Origin of the sequence: Prevotella aurantiaca, assembly GCF_015262605.1 — a bacterium.
In the GTDB taxonomy this organism is placed as follows: Bacteria; Bacteroidota; Bacteroidia; order Bacteroidales; family Bacteroidaceae; genus Prevotella; species Prevotella aurantiaca.
Genome location: NZ_JABZSJ010000016.1, coordinates 1 through 21,318 on the forward strand (window position 1 = coordinate 1; position 21,318 = coordinate 21,318).

The following is a 21,318-nucleotide window of genomic DNA, read 5'->3' on the forward strand; positions in this document are numbered from 1 at the left end:
CAGGATAATATACTATGAATCAGGAGAATATTAGGTTTTTAAGGGAGGACTATCTATTCACTATGATTTTTATATACAACAATGCGGAGTAACAAATTCTCTTTGTTACTCCGCATATTCAGTATTTTTTATCTTTTATTTGTCTTATAGTATTGTTGCCTCAGATATCATTCTATAGTTTACTTTATTAATACTATACGAAAACCGGCATCGTCTAAGCGACTATTATATTCGCTTCCACCACGATAAGCACTACGACATTGCTTAGCACGACTTGTCCAGCTACCACCTCTCAATATACGATATGTGCCATTTTCTGGACCTTTTGGGTCTATTTGTTCAGTTTTCGAATATTCGTCATACCAATCATAGCACCATTCTTGCACATTTCCATGCATATCATAAAGTCCCCAAGCGTTAGGTTTACCTACTGTTCCTACAGGCATCGTACGCTGGCGGTAGGTTCCTTGTTCATAATCGTTATAAGGATATCCTCCATCGTAATTGGCATCATCCGTTGTTAAGTTCTTTCCTGTATTAAACGGAGTAGTTGTTCCTGCCTTACAAGCATATTCCCATTCAGCTTCAGTTGGTAAACGACAGCCTATCCATGCACAGAAAGCCATAGCATCCTCCCAACTTACATCAATTACCGGACGATTATTACGTCCCCAAGAGTAATCGCTTGGTTTCGGTCTACCAGTTGCTTCGCAGAATTTATCGTATTGTGTAAAAGTAATTGGGTATTTGCTCATATAGAAATCCTTGCTCAATGTAACTTTATGCTGCACCTCACCCGATTCGCGTTGAGGTTCGTTTTCAGGACTTCCCATTAAGAAAGAACCAGCAGGTATTTTCACGAACTCAATGCCTAATTCCTTAGGGTCTATAGTTCCAGAAGTCTTTTTAAAAAACGTTACATCTTTCACTTTTTCAACAGCAATCGTATCAAACGTGCCGTCATTGTGCGTTATTACCATGTTCCAAGATTGAGCACAAACATTAGCTGCGAGAGCAAAAACAGCCATCGTACAGAGTAAAAATCTCTTTTTCATAGTTCGGATATTTTGGTTCCTGTCAGTGAAACTAAATTAGTGCGTACTTAATTCTACAGAAAGGATTGTGTTAATGTTGCTTAGATATTGAAAGTTGGTCATCGCACTAATCCTGCCAATGCTTTAGGCAGAAACGACCAATATGCTTTTAGTATTTTTCTTGACGACTCTACCTCTTCGTCAACTTTGTAAAATAGCGTTCTATGTGATTATGGGTATGACGGAAAGTGTGATGATTCTATATTCCTTAAAATAAGTTCCCAACAGCTTATTTTTACTGATAGGTTAATTCCGTCAAAAGATATTCAAAGGTTGGAAAGTTTGTCTTTCGACAACTTTTTAAGCTACCGAAAGACTCTATCCTTTTATTACTTCTTTAGCCACTTAAAGGCACTCTTTCCGGTGTTAATAATATAAACTCCGGCTGGTTGATTGCTCATATCAAGTTGTGCATTACCACTTCCGTCTACAACAACAGCGGCAACTTTACGTCCACTAACTGTAAATACATTGATACGATTGCCTGCTGGATAATTTGTGAAGACAACAAGACTTTCTGAGAAACTCGTGTATCCTTGTTGTATAGCTTGTCCTTCTACTTGTCCTATTCCTGCTGGAACACGTTCATCAAAATGATAGTTCTTTATATCCTTTAATGCAAAGTTTAATTGCTGGTTATCATAAACTACTGCCAAGCTATCAGCAAAATACATTAACTTAGGATTTTTTCCTAAGAAGAAAACGCTTTCGCCCTCTGTCTGCAATTGAACAACAAGGCATGTTGCTTTTTCTGCTTCATCTTGCAATGAATTTTGAATCTTCGATGCGTTGACCACACTTAACATACTGCCCCATAAGCCGGCTACTAAAGTAAGTAAAATTTTTGTCCTGATTTTCATATTGTTAAAAATTTATTATGATTCAATGAATTGAATGTATCTGTTATCACCACTTTGCTATCTTACAAAAATAGGTATTATAATTTGAACTAACAAGCAAATCTTTTAATTTTATTGTTTTTAACACGCTTTTCTTATGGGAGAAAAGAGGACTATTATCTGCCTAAGTGGTCTTTTCGCATCACACGAGATAGTCAATAACAGCCATTTCTTATACTATAAATATTCGCTATCAAAAAAATATAATTACAATTTTTAAAATTATAATTATAAACTTTGATGTTTATTATTATAAACTTCAAAGTTTATAATAACAAAAATGCGTAACATTAAATACATGGGTTTCACTATTCCTTCTTTCTTATTGGCATGAAGTATAGTAATAAGAAAAAGGGATTTATTTTTGTTGAACAATATTTTTCGCCGTATTAGAATATGGCAAATAATAAAAAGAAACAGTATGTGGGAAACAAAAAGAGGGTATAACCAATTAAAAACTTGGCATACCCTCTTATATATAAATGATAGAATTGAAGTCTAACTATCTACAATTACTTACCTAACTTTTGTTTCAAAAGTACAGGAATTTCCTGAGTTTCACGAGCTACAGGAATACCAGCAGCTTCGAAAGCAGCTACTTTTTCTGCAGCAGTACCAGAACCGCTAGAAATAATAGCACCAGCGTGTCCCATTTGTTTTCCCTTAGGAGCTTCGCGACCAGAGATGAAAGCTACAACTGGTTTTGTTACATATTTCTTAATGTATTCAGCTGCACGCTCTTCTGCATCACCACCGATTTCACCAATAATAGCAATACTATCAGTTTCTGGGTCGTTTTGGAACATTTCGAGCAAGTCTTGGAAGTAAAGACCTACAATTGGGTCACCACCTACACCAATAGCTGAAGACTGTCCCATACCTTCTGCAGTAAGTGAAGCAACAACTTGGTAAGTCAAAGTACCAGAACGGCTAATAACGCCTGTATGTCCCTTCTTGAAAATGTTAGTTGGCATAATACCAACCATGCTTTCTCCTGGAGAAATCAAACCTGGACAGTTAGGACCGATAAGCTGCGCACCTTTAATTTGAATATAGCGATAAGCCTCAACAACATCAAGTGTAGGTACACCTTCTGTAATACAAATAATCAATTTAATACCTGCATCAGCAGCTTCGAGCATAGCATCTTTTGCAAAAGCTGCAGGAACGAAGATAACTGATGTATTAGCATTGGTTGCTTCAACTGCATCACGAACAGTGTTGAATACAGGAATACCAGCAACTTCTTGGCCAGCTTTACCTGGTGATGTACCACCTACAACGTTAGTACCATATTCTTTCATCTTAGTAGCGTGGAAACTACCATCACGACCTGTAATGCCTTGAACGATAAGGCGTGTATCTTTGTTAATTAAAATACTCATTTTTTTCTATGTTTAAAAACGAAATAAATTATTTGCAGAGATCTACTGCCATGTGGCCAGCTTCACTCATAGTTGTAGCAACGTGGAACTTAGTACCTCTTAGCAACTCACGGCCTTCAGCTTCGTTAGTTCCTGTAAGACGAATAACGATAGGCATATCGGTTTCTATGAGTTTAAAGGCTTCGATAAGTCCTTGAGCAACGTCGTCGCAACGTGTGATACCACCGAAGATATTGATAAGAACAACCTTCACGTGCTTATCTGAAAGGAGAAGTTTCATAGCCTCAACAATCTTTGTTGGGTTAGAACTACCACCAATATCAAGGAAGTTTGCAGGATTGCCACCATAGAGTTTAATCATATCCATAGTAGCCATAGCAAGACCTGCACCATTTACCATGCAACCAATTTCACCACCGAGATTAACGTAGCTGAAACCTTTGTCTTTTGCTTCTTGCTCTTTCTTTTCGTCTTCTGTTGGTTCGAAAAGTTCAAACACGTCAGGATGACGGAAGAGAGCATTATTATCAAAGGTCATCTTTGCATCTACAGCAGAGAGTTCGTCGTCTCCGGTAATAACGAGTGGGTTGATTTCTGTTAAAGAAGCATCTTTCTCTACGAAGAGACGATACAAATTCTTGAACAATGGCACAGCTTGATTAACGTATTTCTTATCGTCGAAAAGTTTGAAAGCAATTTGACGAGCTTTATAATCGTATAATCCAACTGCTGGATCGATAGCAATTTTAGCAATTTTTTCTGGTGTTTCTCTTGCTACAGCTTCGATATCCATACCACCTTCACGGCTAACCATGAAGATTGCTGACTTAGAATTACGATCAGGAAGGATACTAACGTAGAACTCAGACTTGATGTCAAGTGCTGCACAAACAAGCACGCGGTCTACGATGAAACCTTTAATATCCATACCGAGGATATTGGTTGCATGTGTGCGAATTTCTTCGGCTGTCTTGCCCAACTTTACACCACCAGCTTTACCACGACCACCTGTGTGTACCTGTGCCTTAACAACAGCCAGTTCTACACCCAGCTCTTCGTATGCCTTTACAGCTTCTTCTGGTGTACGGCAAACAATACCGCGCTGTACTGGAATTCCATAACTTGCAAAAAACTCTTTTGCCTGGTATTCATGAACTTTCATAGCAAATATAATTAGTTAATACTATATGTTATTTTAATTGTTTTTTCAAACATTCTGAAGTGAAACGTCTTGCGTTAAAAGCAGTCTTATGAGGTAGATTGCTAATACAAGAAAGAAGTCCTACTTTGTCTTTTTAAATACAGAAAAACTTGTTTCTTTACGCAACAAATTTACGAAATTACTTTCAGCTACAGAAAGAGTAAAAGTTTAAATTTATATTCAACGCTTCAAATTAACAATGTTTTGATTGTATAATCTTAGATTAAACCCAAAAGAGGGTGTGTCTTGATGTCAAGGACACCCTCTTTTGTTTTTAATATAACTTTTTCAAAGATGATTTACTTTACTTCCCAAATGTCGTTAGTTTCTAGTAACTCTGTGAAGTTGTGGTATTCTTTCTTTGCTTTTACCTCTTCTATTTGTTGCCAAACAGATTCATCGTAGGTAGGAGCATCAACATCGCGAATAATTCCCAATGCAACTGGGAATCCGTCCTTAGTATCCATCATTGCTAACTTCAACTGTAAAGTATCGTCTACACAGTGTGCATCGTGAACAAGGATATCGTTGATGGTATATCCATCTTCACCTATCTTCACAACCTTCAATCCAAAACCTTCTTGTACTAAACCAAATTCGTTATCTACACCGAATACTAATGGTTCGCCATGCTTTACATAGATAGCATTTGCCTTGCGACTTTCTTTATTGTAAACTGCATCATGACAACCTTCATTGAAGATTACACAGTTTTGAAGAATTTCGCAAACTGCAGCTCCTTTGTGCTGTTTTGCAGCTTTTAATATGGCAATTGTTTCAATAGTATCGGTAGCTACGGCACGAGCAAAGAATTTTCCACGTGCGCCGAAGCAGAGTTCGGCAGGACGAAAAGGATCTTCCACTGTTCCGTAGGGACTTGATTTAGAAACGAAACCACGAGGGCTGGTTGGTGAATATTGACCTTTTGTTAAACCATAAATTCGGTTGTTGAGAAGAATAATGTTAATATCAATGTTTCTTCTTAAGGCATGAATAAAGTGATTACCACCAATAGCCAAACCATCACCATCACCAGAAACTTGCCAAACTGTAAGTTTTGGATTTGCAACCTTCAGTCCCGTTGCAATAGCAGCAGCACGACCATGAATAGTTTGCATGGCAAAAGTGTTGACATAGTAAGGCAATCGGCTTGAGCAACCAATACCTGAGATAACGGCAGTTTCGTATGGAGGAACTCCTAACTCTGCCATTGCTTTATGTAAACTCGCCAAGAAGAAATGGTCGCCACAACCAGGGCACCATCTTGGCTGACCTTTCTTATAATCTTTGTCTGTATACTGAGTCATCTTGTTTTCCTCCTTAAATTATTGTAAGATTCTTGAATAGAATGTACCGCATTCGTCCTTTGGTGCAGGAAGTGTTAATAAACGTTCGAAACCTTGTACAAGTTCTTGAACAACGAATGGCTGACCCTTCACTTGGTTATACTGATATGGGGCGAAGTTATTTATGCGGATACGAAGCAAAGCTGCGAGCTGACCAAGGTTCTGCTCTGCTACAACTACTTTCTTGTAACGAGATAATACTTGGGCAGTATTCTTTGGCAATGGGTTTACATACTTAAACTGTGCAAGTGCTATCTTATAACCCTTTGAACGAAGTTCTTGCATTGCTGAATACAAGTGTCCGTATGTACTACCGAAACCTACGATGAGCAAGTCTGCATCATCTTTGTCACCTTGTACTTGCAAGTCTGGTACTGGTATGCGTGCAACTTTGTTGAAACGCAAGTTGTCCATAAGGTCGTGGTTATCAGCATCAGTTGAGATTGCACCAGTCTTACCATCTTTCTCAAGTCCACCAAGAATATGTTCATAACCTTCCATTCCAGGAACAGCCCAATAACGAACGTTGCTGAACTCTTCGCGCTTATATGGAGTGTATTTATAACGTTGAGCGTCGGTAGCGTAGTGAGGACGTATTTCAGGAAGGTCTTCGAGTTTAGGAAGTTTCCATGCAGAAGAGCCGTTGGCAATGAAAGCATCTGTAAGCAATATAACAGGAGTCATGTGTTCGAGCGCCATCTTACAAGCTGCGAATGCTGCATCAAAGCAGTCAGTCGGGCTTGTTGCTGCAATAACCGGCATAGGACTTTCTCCATTTCGGCCGTAGAGAACTTGTAAAAGGTCGGTTTGTTCACTCTTTGTTGGAAGACCTGTAGATGGACCACCACGTTGAACGTCAATGATAACAAGTGGTAACTCGTCTATAACGGCAAGATTCAAAGCTTCACTTTTCAAACAGATACCTGGACCTGATGTAGAGGTAGCAGCCAATGCTCCTGCGAAAGATGCACCGATTGCAGATGCCGCACCAGAAATTTCGTCTTCACATTGTACTGTAACAACGCCCATTGACTTGTGTTTTGCCAACTCGTGAAGAATATCAGTTGCAGGAGTGATAGGATAAGAACCCAAAAAGAGGGTTAGACCAGCTTTTTCTGCAGCGGCCATCAAACCATAAGCTGTAGCTTTATTACCAGTGATATCCATGTATCGGCCTGGTATCTTTTCTTTTGTTTCAATACGATAGGTATTAGGAACCGATGCATGTATGTTGTGTCCGTAATTGTAACCTGCAGCAACAACTTTGATGTTAGCTTCAGCTATAGCTGGCTTCTTCTTGAATTTATCTGTCAAGAAGTTGTTTACTAATTCGATGTCGCGGTTGAACAACCAACAAACTAAGCCTAGTGCAAACATATTGCGGCACTTCAACATAGCTCTGTTATCCATTCCTGTGTCAGCAAGACAGTCCTTAACCATCTTTGTAATAGGACAAGCAACAACACAGTCTGGATCAATTCCCATTTCTTTTAGGTAATCATCGCTCTTAAAGTCTGCTTTCTTCAAGTCGCGTGAGCTAAAAGAATCTGTGTCGATAATAACAGTTCCTTGTGGTTTACAATTTTTGTACTGAGTTTTAAGGGCAGCTGCATTCATTGCTACCAATACATCACATTTGTCACCTGGTGTATAAACTTTACCTGCACCAATGTGCACTCTAAATCCACTAACACCAGTTAGCGAACCTTGCGGGGCGCGAATGTCGGCTGGATAATCTGGGAATGTAGAGATACCATTACCGACAGTGGCAGATACATTTGAGAAAATGTTACCTGCTAACTGCATTCCATCACCCGAGTCTCCAGAGAACAACACTACAACGTGTTCAAGCTCTTTCACTTCGATTTGTTCTTCCATAGAATTATTCCTTTGTTTCTTATTTATAGTTAGCTGTTGCTATAATTTCGGTGTAAAGGTCTATATAATTATTGGAATGACAAAATATTTTATAAAGAAAAAATAAAGGATAAATATTTGGTTCTTTTTCAAGCACTTACGATATGTATAACGTTCTATTAATAAGTGTGCAGAATGGTATTAAAACGTTGGCGCTATTACCAAAATATTCGCTATTTTATGAAATTACGTTAAGTATGTAAGATGATAAAAAAATATTTCGAGTTTTCCTTTAGTTTAATAGCTAAAGTTATGAAATGTCTTTTTAGCACAATTTCTTTCTCTTTTCCTTTTTTACTTCTACATTTTAAAAGGTCTGATTTCGTAGATCGGAAACGAAATTTGATATTTAACCTTAATTCCGCAGTATTTTTTCTTGTGAGGAAATTTTATATGTTGAGATGTCTTTTTGGGGCTCTATATGTTGATATGAGGTGCTTCGGTGTTTCTTGGGTCTTTTCTAAGCATAAAATCCCCCATCCAAACCAATGGGGAAGTATGATAACCACAAAGAATTCTATTTATTCAATGAAGACTTCAGCGTAGTAGGTTTTATTTGTATATAGGTTCAGAACGTTCTGCCTTCCAGTGCGCACCCATTTTGCTGGCACGCTGACAAAATGTAGGATAAAGGCTTTCAGCCTGCTTGTCTTTTTCAATGGCTTGACCTTCTCGCTGATATGACGGACGAGATAGAGATAGAAGTTCTTCAGCATGGCGGTAACCATCATGAAAACCATGTTCTCAGCCATAAAGGAAAAGGGCAGATGTGACCATCCGAAGTCATTGTTCTGTATGTCGAAGTTCTTTTCGCTTGCTCCACGCTCATTATAAAATGTAATGATGTCTTTCTCAGTAGATGTCCAGTTGTTGGTAAGGATACAGCGGTATGTGTATATTACTCCGAAGATATCTGTCTGTTGCTTGCCATCCTTGTCTTTCAAAGGACTACGCTGTACGACAAGCCTGTATGACTTTCCTTCTATTAAGTTGTCTATGCTGACGGAGGTGACATCGCATCTCTCATAACCAACCTCAACACTCTTCCATTCTTTCAGCTGGCGGAAGTCCTCACATCGGCTGTCGCAGTTGGCTGCACGTATATAGAACGTGTTGCAGCGCTGCTCTACGGTTTGGATGATTTCCTTTGAGAACGATCCGCAATCAGCACGGAAACGCTCTATTACCACACCAAGTTCTGAGGTTACACGGTCCATAATGCGACGGAGCGTGTCTTCTTGATGGAATCTCACATTGGTGTTTCCGTCACGATTCTCACCTCCGACTATGATTCCCCCAATGGAAGCCCAACCAGGGAAATAGCCAAAATCCTGCTTGTAAGAATACTTTGCATCGAACTTGTGGGCTGGAATAAACTGGTGGTCAAAGTCTAAGTCAACATGACTGCCTACCTTTATAAGCCCCATCCTCCGTATCATCCGTAAAAGTAAGGTATTCAACTTTTCTGCTGTGTTGAAACTATACGACTTGTCGGAGGTCTTGCTCTTATAGACAATATTTTTCTCGGTAAGCTCCTTTAGTCCGCGCCTCACAGTGTCGGCACCGGGTAACAGCATATCAGGTCTCTGCTTGAACTTCCCTATAAGCGCATTAATGTCCTCAAGGCATTCTCCACCACAAAGGTAACTGAAGAAGAGAGAGCCAAAAATACTTCCATAACAGAATGCTTTGCCGCTACTTCCACGTTTGCCCAATACAGATTCGGTAAGTTTTTCAAAGCCCAACTTTGAGAAAACGTCCATAATATGATAAATTCCACCGAAAGAAGTGATATTCTCGTTTTTAATTGCTACCTTTGTCATGTCAGATTTTTGCTTACTTGTTATGTTTGCAGCACCAAGATAGGTGAAATTTCTGACATATCCAAGTGTTTTGAGAACTTTGTTTCTCAGGCACTTGGAGTTTTCACAAGAATTTATGCTGCGGAATTAAGGATATATATTATAAGCAATAGATGAGACAACAGTATCAAAAAGAATTAGAAAACCGACTCGTTATACCCACTTTACAGTTTTTGCACCGCGAGCATTCAAGCGGTATTGTGCTGGGCATCTTTGTGTTATTGGCCTTAGTGTTAGCCAATTCGCCCTTGCGCGACACTTATACACATTTTCTTGAGCATCATTTTGGTTTCTCTATCAATGGTCAAAACTATTTGGATTTTAGTTTAGAACATTGGATTAACGATGGATTGATGTCGATGTTCTTCTTTGTTGTGGGGCTGGAACTCAAGCGCGAGTTTATTGGTGGCGAGCTACGCGACCTTCGTAAGATTACACTTCCAGTAGTGTCAGCCCTGTGTGGCATGCTCTTTCCTGCGGTTATTTATCTTATTTTCAATGCTGCAACTCCCACAACGCATGGTTGGGGCATACCCATGGCCACGGATATAGCCTTTGCTTTGGCCGTGCTTCAGCTCTTGGGCAATCGCGTTCCTGTGTCGGCGAAGGTGTTTCTCACCACGTTAGCCATTGTCGACGACCTTGGTTCGGTGGTTATTATCGCACTTTTCTATACCACCGAAATTTCATTTGCCAGCTTAGCCATAGGCTTTGTAGTGCTTGCAGTGATGCTAGTGGGCAATCGTTTGGGTGTAAAAAGCGTGTGGTTTTATGGCGTTTTGGGTATTGGCGGAGTGTGGGTGGCCTTCCTCACATCGGGTATTCATGCCACAATATCAGCAGTTTTGGCGGCTATGGTTATACCTGCCGATGCTCGTATACCCGAAGCAGCATTCCTAGCACGCATTAAGAAGCTTACGCGACAGTTTGAAAACGCTGCGTCCAATGATGTGCGAACCCTCGAACCCGAACAAGTGGAGATATTGGCACGCGTACAAGTCGAGTCGGCAAAGGCCACTCCGCCACTTCAACGGCTCGAACATGGGCTTCATCCCTTTGTTGCATTTGTGGTGATGCCCATCTTTGCGCTTGCCAATACTGGCGTTTCGTTTGTTGATTTAGATTTTGGCATGTTGTTTTCCAATGGAGTTGCCATTGGAGTTATGACCGGTTTGCTTGTTGGTAAGCCAGTGGGAATAGTCTTTGCTGTGTGGATATGCGAGCGTTTGGGTATTGGTAAGCGTTCGCGTGGCATAACTTGGCGCAGCATTATTGGGTTGGGTTTTCTTGCAGGCATAGGTTTCACCATGTCTATGTTTGTAACGATGCTTGCTTTTACATCGCCCGAACATGCCATACAGTCTAAGATAGGCATTTTTGCAGCATCCATCATGGGTGGAATTGTAGGATATATGTGCTTGCGTAAGTCTAATCGTGGCATAAAAAAAGCGCCTAACCGAGGTTAAGCGCTTGGTTTGGGGCTTGTGATTTACTTGTTCACAAGCCTTAAACCGTTTTTTTTAATGGTTATCAGTCGGTGTTTATACAAGTCGCCCACCGCTTTTTTTAACACCCTTTTGCTCACAGTAAAGCGGCGTTTGATGTCTTCGGCTTCACTTTTGTCGCCAAGATTGCAATAACCCTTGTTGTCTTTAAGGTATTGCAACAACTGTTCGGCAAAGTCGGTTGTTTATTTTCTGCCCAGCGGTTGCAAGCTAATGTCAATCTTACCATCTGGTCTTACGCCCATGATATACCCGCGAAGACGGTCGCCAACATGCAGCGGACGGAATACTTGTGAGCGATAAGCCAGTTTGGGATAGGCGTTATCAATAATCATTTTGAAACCAAGGTCGGTGGATTGCCACACTAAAAGGTCAACTTCGTCACCTTGTTGATAAGGCGGAAAGTCGTTGGCAAAGAAATGTTCCACCTTAGCCGAGACCGCAATGCGGTAGCTTTCTTCGTCGATAAATACAGCCACCACGTAGCTTTCGCCCATTTCCATACGTTGTTTTTGTTCGTGGAAGGGGCAGAAGAGGTCTTTCATCAGGTTCTTCAGGAATTTGGAGTGATAAAACAGATAAAATAAAAAAGAAACCGCTGTAAATATTGTATATTTGAATAAACACAACCAAATGTACAAAGATGAACAGCAGTTTCCTATATCATGCTTGGGGTCTTTACACCCACGAATGCACTTGTGAAGAATACAAAGGTAATAGAATTATTTTGTATGTACAAACAAAAGAGCGAATAAGATGTTGCCCTTGTTGTGGGGCTCGCTCTGTTGTGAAGAACGGGTATCGTCTGCGGGACTTTGTTGGACTTCCCATAGGTGGCAAGCGAGTAACTATCCGCAGTGTCAAAGGAGATGCTACCAATGTATTATCAGCTGCAGCAGCATATAACTTCAAAAGAGCTATGAGAGTTCTTTTGGACCTTATAAAAAGAATCAGCATAGAGCTTGTCAATACAAGCTTTATGCTGAAATATTGTTTTTAAGGGACGACTAAATAGGTTATATTTGTAAAAAATAAAACGAATTAGTTTACAAACTTAACTGTAGATTTGCTGCCATCAGCAAAACGAGCAGTAGCCATGAATAGACCATGGCCAAGCGAAACAGTTGTTGCAGTACTAGCCTTAAGTTCCAAACGGGTAACTAAACTACCATTGAGGTCGGTTATGTCTATTGTACATGCTACAGAACTTTTCATTATGAGGTTGCCAGAAGTATGGTTTACTGACAATGAAGGCGCATCTGAAATAGTATTCGAAACTCCAGCAGCATCTGCTTTATAGTCAGGCTGTACACTGAGCGGGAAGAAACAAGGTTTTCCATCTATATATGACTTTCCTACCATACCATAAATAATGAAGTGTTGTGTATCAGCTTGAAGGATTTGAGAGGTTTGGAAATTGTCGGGATAGATGTTCTGAAGTATGAAACTATTACCTTTCAAGTCCACTATCTCAATGCGTCCATTAGGAGTATGGTCAATTTTATTGAATGGCTGAACAAGTTTCACACCTGTAAGCGCTAGCGGATAGGCCATATAGCTTTCAGGATTGTTGCTAATGATACTTAAATTATCACAAACGTAGTTGCGGAAATGGAAGTTAGAGTTAGCTACATCTTCTATTTCTGGTTTGCTATCAAGACGGAATACAAGATTATTGTCGAGCATAATAAGCTGACCGCGCATTTTTTTTACAACTTGATCGTTTGGTGAAAGTGTTGGAGAATAATCAAGATAGTTTGGATCATCTACCAATATTCCTGCTTTACCGTCAAAGAGCCACTTCTGAGCACGGGTCTTCTTAATCCAGTTTACAAAAATACTATCGTTACCATTTGGAACTAAATCATAGAATTTGCCAACTTCTGCACGTCGTAATGCTGCAACTCCTTTCATTGTACCACTAACTGGACGTACGTAAAAATCGAAGTTTGTTTGTAGTGGTCCTGTCCAAGGCTGGTCATCAGCAGCACGCATAAACTTAACATTGAAGCTATGTTTACCTTCTGTTAGATTTTTAGCTGTAAACTGAATACCCTCTGGCATAATGTAATAGTTGGTAGGCTCATTCTCATCGATACGTGTTTGTATATAAGTATCTGCGTATGGACTTCCTTTTTCACCAAAGAAGAAAGTCGAACCACTCATTAATGGATTGAAAGTGATATTATCTTGTGATGTTTCGAAGCCATCGAAGAATCGTCCAGGCTGTATATACCAAGGCACTTCTATATTTTCTCCTTTTGTTACATATATATTATCAATTAAGATACGCCAGTTGCTGCCGTATCCAAGTTTATCAGTAAAGCGGATTCTGAAGCGGAATGGCTCTCCTGCATAAGGAGAATCGAAAGACGACATTGGAGTTACATCAGTATCATCGAAAATGAGCGGTTTTGACATCCAATTCTTTCCATCGTCGTTAGTAACTTCAATTAACCACGCTTCACTACTGCGGCTTATGGTTCGATCCATTCCAGAATGACCAAAACAAAATGCTACAGAACCGCCATGAACAGTGTCAAGAAGTTCAAGACAAGCAGGTTCGTTGTTAGGTGTGCCTGAAAGAATTTCAGCAGCACGCTTTCCTTGTGGAATACCATTGATAGACGAGTCGGTAATACGGGCATTATGAAGTCTCCAACGCTTACCATTGATAGTAATAACTTGGTCGGTAAAATCAGTTGTTGCCGTGTTTTCAAAATCACAAGTATATGCTGGCTTAGGTGCAATAGTGCCAGTTTCCTGTGAATAGATTGCCTGTACATTTGCAGTAAGTGCTGCAATGGCAAGAAGAATAGTTTTTCTCATAATGTAAAATTTCCTATCTCTACTTCCTTCTGAGGGGAGGAGGAATGGGACAAGAAGTGCTTTAAAATTGTTTATAGATGGTTTTGTATTTCTCCGTAATCTCTCAGAGAAGATTAAAATTGCGAAATCAGAGTTTAGCTCGAATGCAATAATTAATAGAAAATGCTAAATAAAAAGTTGCAACGGGCAGTTTTTCTTCATTCGAAACTCCTCTTCTCTCCCTCTGGAAAGAAAATAGGGAGAAGTTGTTTAATCGTTTTTAGTCACAGGTAAACTACTTACAACCGACTTATTAACCTATCGGTACTGTACGAATACAGCTTAGTAAGAAAAGTACGTCTAGCGCGTCTACTCGACGCTCTATACCTTGAAAACTATGATGTCATATGTCGAAACCTTGCTCAAAGTATCTTATATGCCTTTTTCATTCTTATAATCTTTGTTGTATAGTAAAGAAGAACAATTCGCAAAGATAAATGTTTTTTTTGAAAGTTAGACATAATTTCGGCAAAAACATACTAAACGATTAAAAAATCAATGAACCCGCAGAGTCAACCAGCAAGTGCAAAATTACAAAACGTGTTTAAAGAACTCGCACTTTGGATTAGAAAAGTTTAATTTTTCTCTTGGTCTTTCGTTCAATTTCTTTTGTATGGACATAATTCTCTTGTCCGTATAGTTATCAAACGAATCCTTTTTAGGTATATACTGCCTGATTAATTTGTTTATATTCTCAACAGCTCCCTTTTGCCATGAACAATATGGATCAGCGAAGTACACGGGCACTCCTAAGTATTTTGTGATGTCCTTATGTGCTGCAAATTCAGGTCCGTTATCTGTTGTAATCGTCTTCAGGCTGTCCTTGTAAGGCAGCAGTAGTTTCCTAACCACCTTTACCAGAGGCTTTGACTGTTTTCCAAATGGCAGTTTCTGCATAAACAACATATTGGTGGATTTCTCCACTATTGTGAGTATGGCGTGCTGGGCAGGGTCGACGATCAAATCCATCTCAAAATCTCCAAATCTCTTCCCGTCAACTTCTTTACTTCTTTCATGGATACTCACCCTGTCCTTTATTGGAAGATGTCCGCCTTTGGGACGATACCTGTATTTCATCTTATGCCTTGTGTGCTCTGCAAGTTTCCCTGTTGTGTCATTGTGGATGATGTTATAGATGGACTGGTGGGATACCTCTATGCCCTCATTTATGCGCAGATACCCTGATATTTGTCTTGGAGACCACTGGTCGTTGGTAATATATTCTTTAATTCTCCAAACTAATTCGTCGGAGAGTTTGGCGTTAGTTACCGTGCTCTTTCTGCGCTGCATAGCCATATCATGCGCCTTCGTCCAGATATACTTTCCCGAAGGCGTGCTGTTGCGTTTGATTTCACGTGAGAGTGTTGACTGACTAATACCGACGATGTCGGCAATTTCTTTTCTCGCTGTTTTCTTTTGGAGTAAGGCAAAAAACAGCACAAAACAAGGCTTGAGAATGCTTTAGCTATGAATGAGCCATTGTCAAAAGCATACTATTTGAAGGAACAACTGCGTCAGATATGGTCGCAATCCACGAAAGATATGGCAGAAAAAGTGCTTGATGACTGGATAAGGCAGGCTGAACAAAGTAAGATAGCCCAACTACAGAAAATGGCTGTTACTGTGAAAACCTATAAGAAAGGAATCCTTGCATGGTACGATTGCCATCTATCAACAGGAAAAGTCGAAGGCATCAATAACAAGATTAAAGTAATGAAACGAAATGCGTATGGATTCAGGGATGAGAGGTACTTTACACTAAGACTCTATGCACTGCATGACTGCCGTATCACTCGAAATGTCGGATGAACCGTAAATGTTTCCCAAACGACAATGTATTTCTACTGATTATCTGTCACAAAACAAAAATCCTCTTCACCCGAAAGAATGAAGAGGACGCACATTTTATATTGTTTTGACTTACGACGCAGTGAAAGCTGCTACAAAACCAAAGATGATGCCCGGTGTGTTAGCAATTGCTAATGGCCAATCACGCTTCTCCTTAAACAATCCGTAAGCAACCCATAAGGTGCAGTTAACACCTGCCATAAATGGTTGAATAAAAGTACCCTTGTTGCCTGCGAGGTTACTTTCTATCTGTGGTATGTAGAAAACATACATTAAAATAGATGTCACCATACCAACCCATCCCATTGCAGTGAAAAACTTTTCTTTTGTCATATTATTCTGATTTTATTAGTTTATGAATACAAGAAAGATTTAGTTTACATCTTTTCCTTAGCTATCCAAAATCTCATTATAACGCCACAAAGGTATAATTTATTTCCTTATTAAAAGAAATAATAGATAAAATTCATCGTTCCACCTATTTCTTTCTCATTTTATAATAGTTGTTTGATATAGCTCAACCCTATTTAATCCTCCCTTATAAACCTAATATTCTCCTGATTCATTGTATATTATCCTGTAAATTATTTGCTTATATCTGCAAGTTTTTGTACCTTTACATTATAAATCTTGAAGATATTTAGTCCTCCCTTAAAAACAATATTTCAGCATAAATTTGTATTGACAAGCTTTATGCTGAAATATTGTTTTTAAGGGAGGACTATATAATATGTGTGGATTAGAGCCTTTTGTTTGCAGCGTAAGTTAGGTATTAAAAAGTAGGTTGAAAAATTATAATTATAAATTTCAAAAACATAATTACGTTTTTAAAATTTATAATTATAATTTCTGAATTTTGTAATTATATTTTTTTGAAAAGTTGAAACCTTCTTGCAGATATATATTAAACAAGTATCTGCTTCAGCAAGAAAGTTGCATTTTGGTTTTGTGCAACGCCTCTTCCTATTTTATATGTATAGGTAACATTGGTGCCAAGTTCTATTTCGAACGAGTAATTGTGGAAGCGTTGTGGTTTCTCATTTTCGAGTTTAGATAATTCTAAGTCGTGTGTCGCAATTACGCCTGTAACATTTCGTTCGGAAATATACTCTAAGAATAAGCGCGAACCGTTGAGTTTATCCAATGAGTTTGTACCTTTTAATATCTCATCGAGAATTATTAGGCTTGGAATATTTGGGTCTAAACTTGCGATCAGTTGTTTTAGGCGAAGTAGTTCGGCATTAAAATAACTAATACCATGAGTAAGGTCGTCAGTTGTACGCATATTGGTGAAAAGACGGAATACTGAAACGCACATTTCTTCAGCAAATACAGGTAGTCCGTTCATAGCGAGAATATAGTTCACGCCCAATGTTCGCAAGAATGTACTCTTTCCTGCCATATTTGCACCAGTTATAATATAGTATTCGTGGTTTTGGATATCAAAGTTGTTGCGTACAGCCTTTTCTCCTAAGAAAGGGTGGTAAATGCTACGTGCTTTATAACTCACTTTGTTGTCACCGATTATAGTAGCTTTTTGTGCTTTATCTTCATTGAGGCGGAAAGTAGCCATTGAAACAAGTGCATCGAATATGCTTGATGCAGTAATCCATTGGTCGGTAATTGGTTCGTAAGTACGTTGCCAACGCAAAAAATGCCGAACGATAGTTATATCCAATAGACCAAAACAATTGAAAAGTACAATACCTATTTCATTGCTTCTATTATCAATCTTTTGCAGAATACGCTCCAATTGTTCGAATGATGCCATGGCGCCTGATAAATTGTTTTTTAGTTCGCACAATTCTGTAGCAGAAAATGATTGTTCATCTATCAGAGATGCCATTTTTACGTAGCCACGCACTTGGTATTTCAGTTTAGAAATAACTTCGTTTACTAATTTTATATACTTGTTACTGAAGAAAGTAGCGAGAAAAAAGTTGAAAATTGCCCACCAAAGTGGAAGAAACGAAGTTACAAAATTGCCAATGGATAAAAAAATGCTGAGATAAAAACCCACAAGAATGGTGTAAATAAGAATTCGGAAAGTAGGACTGGCAAAGTAGGAAGGTATTTGTAGTGCGTGAATACTTCCAAAAGCTTCCCTTACAGCATCTGTATCTATTAGCTTTTCTACTCCTTGCGCCTTGAATTGCGATAAAAAAGGCTCATTCTTTGCAAGTTCGTCAACAGCTTCTGCACGTTGCTCAATTTGGTTTAAAAGTTCTGCCGTAGATAAAGATTCCCATTTCCCAGAAAGACTTTCAGCTAAATAATCGCTTCCTCCAGAAGAAATGGTGCGATTGATACGTTGGAATAAAGAACCTTTTCCGAAAATATCAAGGTCGAAAGTGAAAGGGTGGGCGGGTTGAAGGTAGCGTTCGCCCGCATCAAAATTGGTATAGTCGCCTTTTTGATAGGCAATTTCTTTTTCGTAAACCTGTTTTAATGCAGTTGCATCAGCAATTTTCCTATCGTTCTTTGTGTCTAAATTCCGAATATAGAAATATAGAAATAATACACATAAAGCTGCTCCTAACGTCCACGAAGCTTTATCGAGAACAGTGAAAAGAACAATAAAACCAATAGAAACTACAAACGATAATATTTCGGCTATAATAAAAGCACGACTTTTTGCACGTAAACTGTTAATGCTTCGTGTCAATGCTATAATTTTATCCTTATATAATGTAATTAAATTCTCATTCATATCGCAAAGATAGGCAAAATAATTTTATCTGCAATAATTTCATCTTTGAATTGGAATTATAAGTTAAAAAGGGAAATATATGTCAAATAAGCAAATGCTAAGGATAGATAAGGGAAAACTACAAAACGTTATAATATCTCCCGCAACTATTCCTTAAAGTTACAAAAAGCAAGTATGAACTATTTGTTTTGCCTTGTTTTTAAAACAATTAAAAGCTTTAAGACTTTAAAATTTGTTAGTAGACAAGAAAAAAGACAGGTTTTTATTTGGCACTCTAATATAAAATCAATACATTTGCGGATAGATTTGAAAATTAAAAAATACTAACATAAACGTTTTATCAAAATTACTATGGAAGTCAAAAAAATTATGCAGAGCCTGGAGCAAAAGCACCCAGGAGAGTCTGAGTACTTGCAGGCAGTAGAAGAAGTTCTCGAATCAATCGAGGAAGTTTACAACCAACATCCTGAGTTTGAAAAAGCTCAGATTATCGAAAGAATGGTTGAGCCAGAACGTATCTTTACGTTCCGTGTAACATGGATTGACGATAGTGGTAAAGTTCAAACAAACATTGGCTATCGTGTACAATTCAATAGTGCTATCGGTCCTTACAAAGGCGGTTTGCGTTTCCACAAAGCAGTTACACCTTCAATGTTGAAGTTCCTCGGTTTCGAACAAACATTCAAGAACGCTCTTACGACTTTGCCAATGGGTGGTGGTAAAGGTGGTTCAGACTTCGATCCAGTTGGTAAGTCAGATGCTGAAATTATGCGATTCTGCCAAGCTTTCATGCTTGAACTCCGTCACAATATCGGCCCAGATCAGGATATTCCTGCAGGCGACGTAGGTGTTGGTGGTCGTGAAATTGGTTACATGTATGGTATGTATCAAAAACTTACACGCCAATATCACACAGGTGTGCTCACTGGTAAAGGCTTAACATGGGGTGGTTCTTTCTTCCGTCCTGAAGCAACTGGCTTTGGTGCACTCTATTTCACAATGCACCTTTTGAAAAAGGCTGGTAAAGATATTAAGGGTAAGAAAGTTTCTCTCTCTGGCTTTGGTAATGTAGCTTGGGGTGCTGCAACAAAGGCTACTGAACTTGGTGGTAAGGTTGTTGCTATTTCTGGTCCTGATGGTGTTTGCGAAATACCAGAAGGTATTACACCTGAAATGATTGACTACATGCTTGAAATGCGTAACTCTAACCGCAACAAGGTAGAAGATATGGCTACTAAGTTCCCAGGTAAAGCTAAATTTACTGCAGGTAAAAAAGCTTGGAGTGTTCCTGTAGATATCGCTCTTCCATGTGCATTCCAAAATGAACTTAGCGAAGAAGACGCTAAAGAATTGGTTGCTAATGGTTGCTGGTGCTGCTGTGAAGTTTCTAATATGGGTTGCCAACCTGGAGCTATTCACTACTTCCAAAACAATGGTATCCTCTTCGCTCCTGGTAAGGCTGTAAATGCTGGTGGTGTTGCAACTTCTGGTCTTGAAATGACACAGAATGCAGCTCACTTGAACTGGGCACCTGCTGAAGTAAATGAAAAGTTACAATGGATTATGGAAAGCATCCACGAGCAATGCGTGAAGTTTGGTGAAAAACCAGACGGCACAGTAGACTACGTTAAGGGTGCAAATATTGCCGGCTTCATGAAGGTAGCTCAGGCTATGCTTGAACAAGGCATAATTTAATAGAAGTCTTCTCCTTTCCCCTTTCCCACATTATTATTTGTGGGAAAAGGGAAATAGATATTTACGGAAGGGGAGAACGAATTTAAACTTATATTTATGGATAAAATCGGAAATCTCCTTTTTGTAACAACAATAATAGGCTTTACCGTTTCGACAGAATGTTTAGCACAGTCGGATGGTAAAGCCTCTTATTATAGTAATAGTTTGCATGGGCGAAAAATGAGTAATGGAGAACGTTACGACCGTAATGCTTTTACTTGTGCCCACAAAACATTGCCTTTTGGAACTCGATTAAAGGTAACAAATCCCCAAAATGGTAAAGAAGTAGAAGTACGCGTTACCGACCGTGGCCCTTATGCGCATGGTAGAATTATAGATTTATCGTATGCTGCAGCTCGTGAACTTGGTATGATTGCCAGTGGAGTAGCCTATGTTAAGGTTGAGGTGTTGAAGAAAGATACTGAAATTCCATACGCAACAGAACAAAATGCTTTGCAGGTACCAGAAATTGAATATGGCTTTGCTGGTGTTTGTTATGAATTTATACCAGAATGGGAGGCTCAAGGGAAAGAAGATAAACCGAAAAAGATAGAGAGAAAGGTAAATACATCGTTACACCCAAAGAAAAATAAACAAAATGTAACTACGCCTGCAAAGACTAATACGAATACCAATACGAAAACGCCTCAGAAGCCTGTTGATAATAATAAAACAACGCAGCAGAAAACAAACTCTAAGAGTTGGACAAATTTCTTTACGAATATTAAAAAAGGTATTAGCAGTTTGTTCGAATAAGCCAATACCTATTTATCAATGCATAATAATATACTTTGTTGCAATCAAGTAGGGATTCAAGATGAATTCCTACATATATTTTTTTGCTTCAATCCTTGTTGAAGCTTTTTTATTTTCTCTTTTATCGTGGCCCTCAATAAAGTAAATAAAGCCAACAAGTCTCAACTTATAGGTCATATTTGCTCAATAAGTT

At 38.9% G+C, this 21,318-nt stretch carries 14 protein-coding genes and 4 pseudogenes; 6 read left to right on the plus strand and 12 right to left on the minus strand.

Going from position 1 to position 21,318, the window contains the following annotated elements; translation table 11 throughout:
* Nucleotides 1-179 precede the first annotated feature (179 nt).
* The 7 genes from HXN26_RS04365 to HXN26_RS04395 all read right to left on the minus strand — a co-directional run bounded on the left by HXN26_RS04365 (nucleotide 180) and on the right by HXN26_RS04395 (nucleotide 9,665).
* Nucleotides 180-1,055, minus strand: coding sequence for a formylglycine-generating enzyme family protein (locus HXN26_RS04365; RefSeq protein ID WP_025001197.1), 876 nt, complete (start codon nucleotides 1,053-1,055; stop codon nucleotides 180-182).
* A 368-nt stretch (nucleotides 1,056-1,423) separates the two neighbouring features.
* A complete protein-coding gene (locus HXN26_RS04370) occupies nucleotides 1,424-1,954 on the minus strand; it encodes a T9SS type A sorting domain-containing protein (protein WP_273158998.1) in 531 nt (176 codons plus the stop codon).
* A gap of 551 nt (nucleotides 1,955-2,505) precedes the next feature.
* Nucleotides 2,506-3,378 carry a succinate--CoA ligase subunit alpha gene (gene sucD / locus HXN26_RS04375; protein ID WP_273159000.1) on the minus strand — a complete coding sequence of 291 codons (873 nt, stop codon included), beginning with the start codon at nucleotides 3,376-3,378 and terminating at the stop codon, nucleotides 2,506-2,508.
* A gap of 28 nt (nucleotides 3,379-3,406) precedes the next feature.
* Nucleotides 3,407-4,540 carry an ADP-forming succinate--CoA ligase subunit beta gene (gene sucC / locus HXN26_RS04380; RefSeq protein ID WP_273159002.1) on the minus strand — a complete coding sequence of 378 codons (1,134 nt, stop codon included), beginning with the start codon at nucleotides 4,538-4,540 and terminating at the stop codon, nucleotides 3,407-3,409.
* A gap of 338 nt (nucleotides 4,541-4,878) precedes the next feature.
* Nucleotides 4,879-5,886, minus strand: a complete 1,008-nt coding sequence (locus HXN26_RS04385) for a 2-oxoacid:ferredoxin oxidoreductase subunit beta (protein WP_273159004.1) — start codon at nucleotides 5,884-5,886, stop codon at nucleotides 4,879-4,881.
* 18 nt (nucleotides 5,887-5,904) lie between these two features.
* A complete protein-coding gene (locus tag HXN26_RS04390) occupies nucleotides 5,905-7,803 on the minus strand; it encodes a 2-oxoacid:acceptor oxidoreductase subunit alpha (RefSeq protein ID WP_273159006.1) in 1,899 nt (632 codons plus the stop codon).
* Between the two features lie 560 nt (nucleotides 7,804-8,363).
* Entirely contained in the window at nucleotides 8,364-9,665 is a 1,302-nt protein-coding gene (locus tag HXN26_RS04395; RefSeq protein WP_273159009.1) for an IS1380 family transposase, read from the minus strand.
* Nucleotides 9,666-9,817: 152 nt separating this feature from the next.
* On the opposite strand from HXN26_RS04395, the gene nhaA reads away from it, so the two are divergent.
* Entirely contained in the window at nucleotides 9,818-11,170 is a 1,353-nt protein-coding gene (gene nhaA, locus HXN26_RS04400) for a Na+/H+ antiporter NhaA (RefSeq protein ID WP_273159011.1), read from the plus strand.
* A 23-nt stretch (nucleotides 11,171-11,193) separates the two neighbouring features.
* Here the strand turns inward: nhaA and HXN26_RS04405 are convergent.
* Nucleotides 11,194-11,757, minus strand: a pseudogene (locus HXN26_RS04405) (S1 RNA-binding domain-containing protein); the annotation flags it as partial.
* Nucleotides 11,758-11,852: 95 nt separating this feature from the next.
* Between HXN26_RS04405 and HXN26_RS04410 the strand changes: the two are divergent.
* Together HXN26_RS04410 and HXN26_RS04415 are read left to right on the plus strand one after the other, a co-directional pair.
* Nucleotides 11,853-12,020, plus strand: a pseudogene (locus HXN26_RS04410) (ISL3 family transposase); the annotation flags it as partial.
* A 42-nt stretch (nucleotides 12,021-12,062) separates the two neighbouring features.
* Nucleotides 12,063-12,209: pseudogene (locus tag HXN26_RS04415) on the plus strand (IS5/IS1182 family transposase); the annotation flags it as partial.
* Between the two features lie 41 nt (nucleotides 12,210-12,250).
* Here HXN26_RS04415 and HXN26_RS04420 read toward each other — a convergent pair.
* Complete coding sequence (locus tag HXN26_RS04420; protein WP_273159013.1) at nucleotides 12,251-14,038, minus strand: hypothetical protein; 1,788 nt, start codon at nucleotides 14,036-14,038, stop codon at nucleotides 12,251-12,253.
* A 570-nt stretch (nucleotides 14,039-14,608) separates the two neighbouring features.
* A complete protein-coding gene (locus HXN26_RS04425; protein WP_273159046.1) occupies nucleotides 14,609-15,535 on the minus strand; it encodes an IS30 family transposase in 927 nt (308 codons plus the stop codon).
* Between HXN26_RS04425 and HXN26_RS04430 the strand changes: the two are divergent.
* Nucleotides 15,515-15,886, plus strand: a pseudogene (locus tag HXN26_RS04430) (ISL3 family transposase); the annotation flags it as partial. The gene HXN26_RS04425 and the pseudogene HXN26_RS04430 sit on opposite strands and share 21 nt — an antisense overlap.
* A gap of 111 nt (nucleotides 15,887-15,997) precedes the next feature.
* Here HXN26_RS04430 and HXN26_RS04435 read toward each other — a convergent pair.
* Both HXN26_RS04435 and HXN26_RS04440 read right to left on the minus strand, forming a co-directional pair.
* Nucleotides 15,998-16,258 carry a hypothetical protein gene (locus tag HXN26_RS04435; protein WP_273159014.1) on the minus strand — a complete coding sequence of 87 codons (261 nt, stop codon included), beginning with the start codon at nucleotides 16,256-16,258 and terminating at the stop codon, nucleotides 15,998-16,000.
* A gap of 571 nt (nucleotides 16,259-16,829) precedes the next feature.
* Nucleotides 16,830-18,635, minus strand: coding sequence for a MutS-related protein (locus tag HXN26_RS04440; RefSeq protein ID WP_273159015.1), 1,806 nt, complete (start codon nucleotides 18,633-18,635; stop codon nucleotides 16,830-16,832).
* 351 nt (nucleotides 18,636-18,986) lie between these two features.
* Between HXN26_RS04440 and gdhA the strand changes: the two genes are divergently transcribed.
* Both gdhA and HXN26_RS04450 read left to right on the plus strand, forming a co-directional pair.
* Nucleotides 18,987-20,330: an NADP-specific glutamate dehydrogenase gene (gene gdhA / locus HXN26_RS04445; protein WP_273159017.1), complete on the plus strand. Its 1,344-nt coding sequence runs from the start codon at nucleotides 18,987-18,989 to the stop codon at nucleotides 20,328-20,330.
* 96 nt (nucleotides 20,331-20,426) lie between these two features.
* A complete protein-coding gene (locus HXN26_RS04450) occupies nucleotides 20,427-21,125 on the plus strand; it encodes a septal ring lytic transglycosylase RlpA family protein (protein WP_273159018.1) in 699 nt (232 codons plus the stop codon).
* The last annotated feature ends 193 nt before the right edge of the window (nucleotides 21,126-21,318 follow it).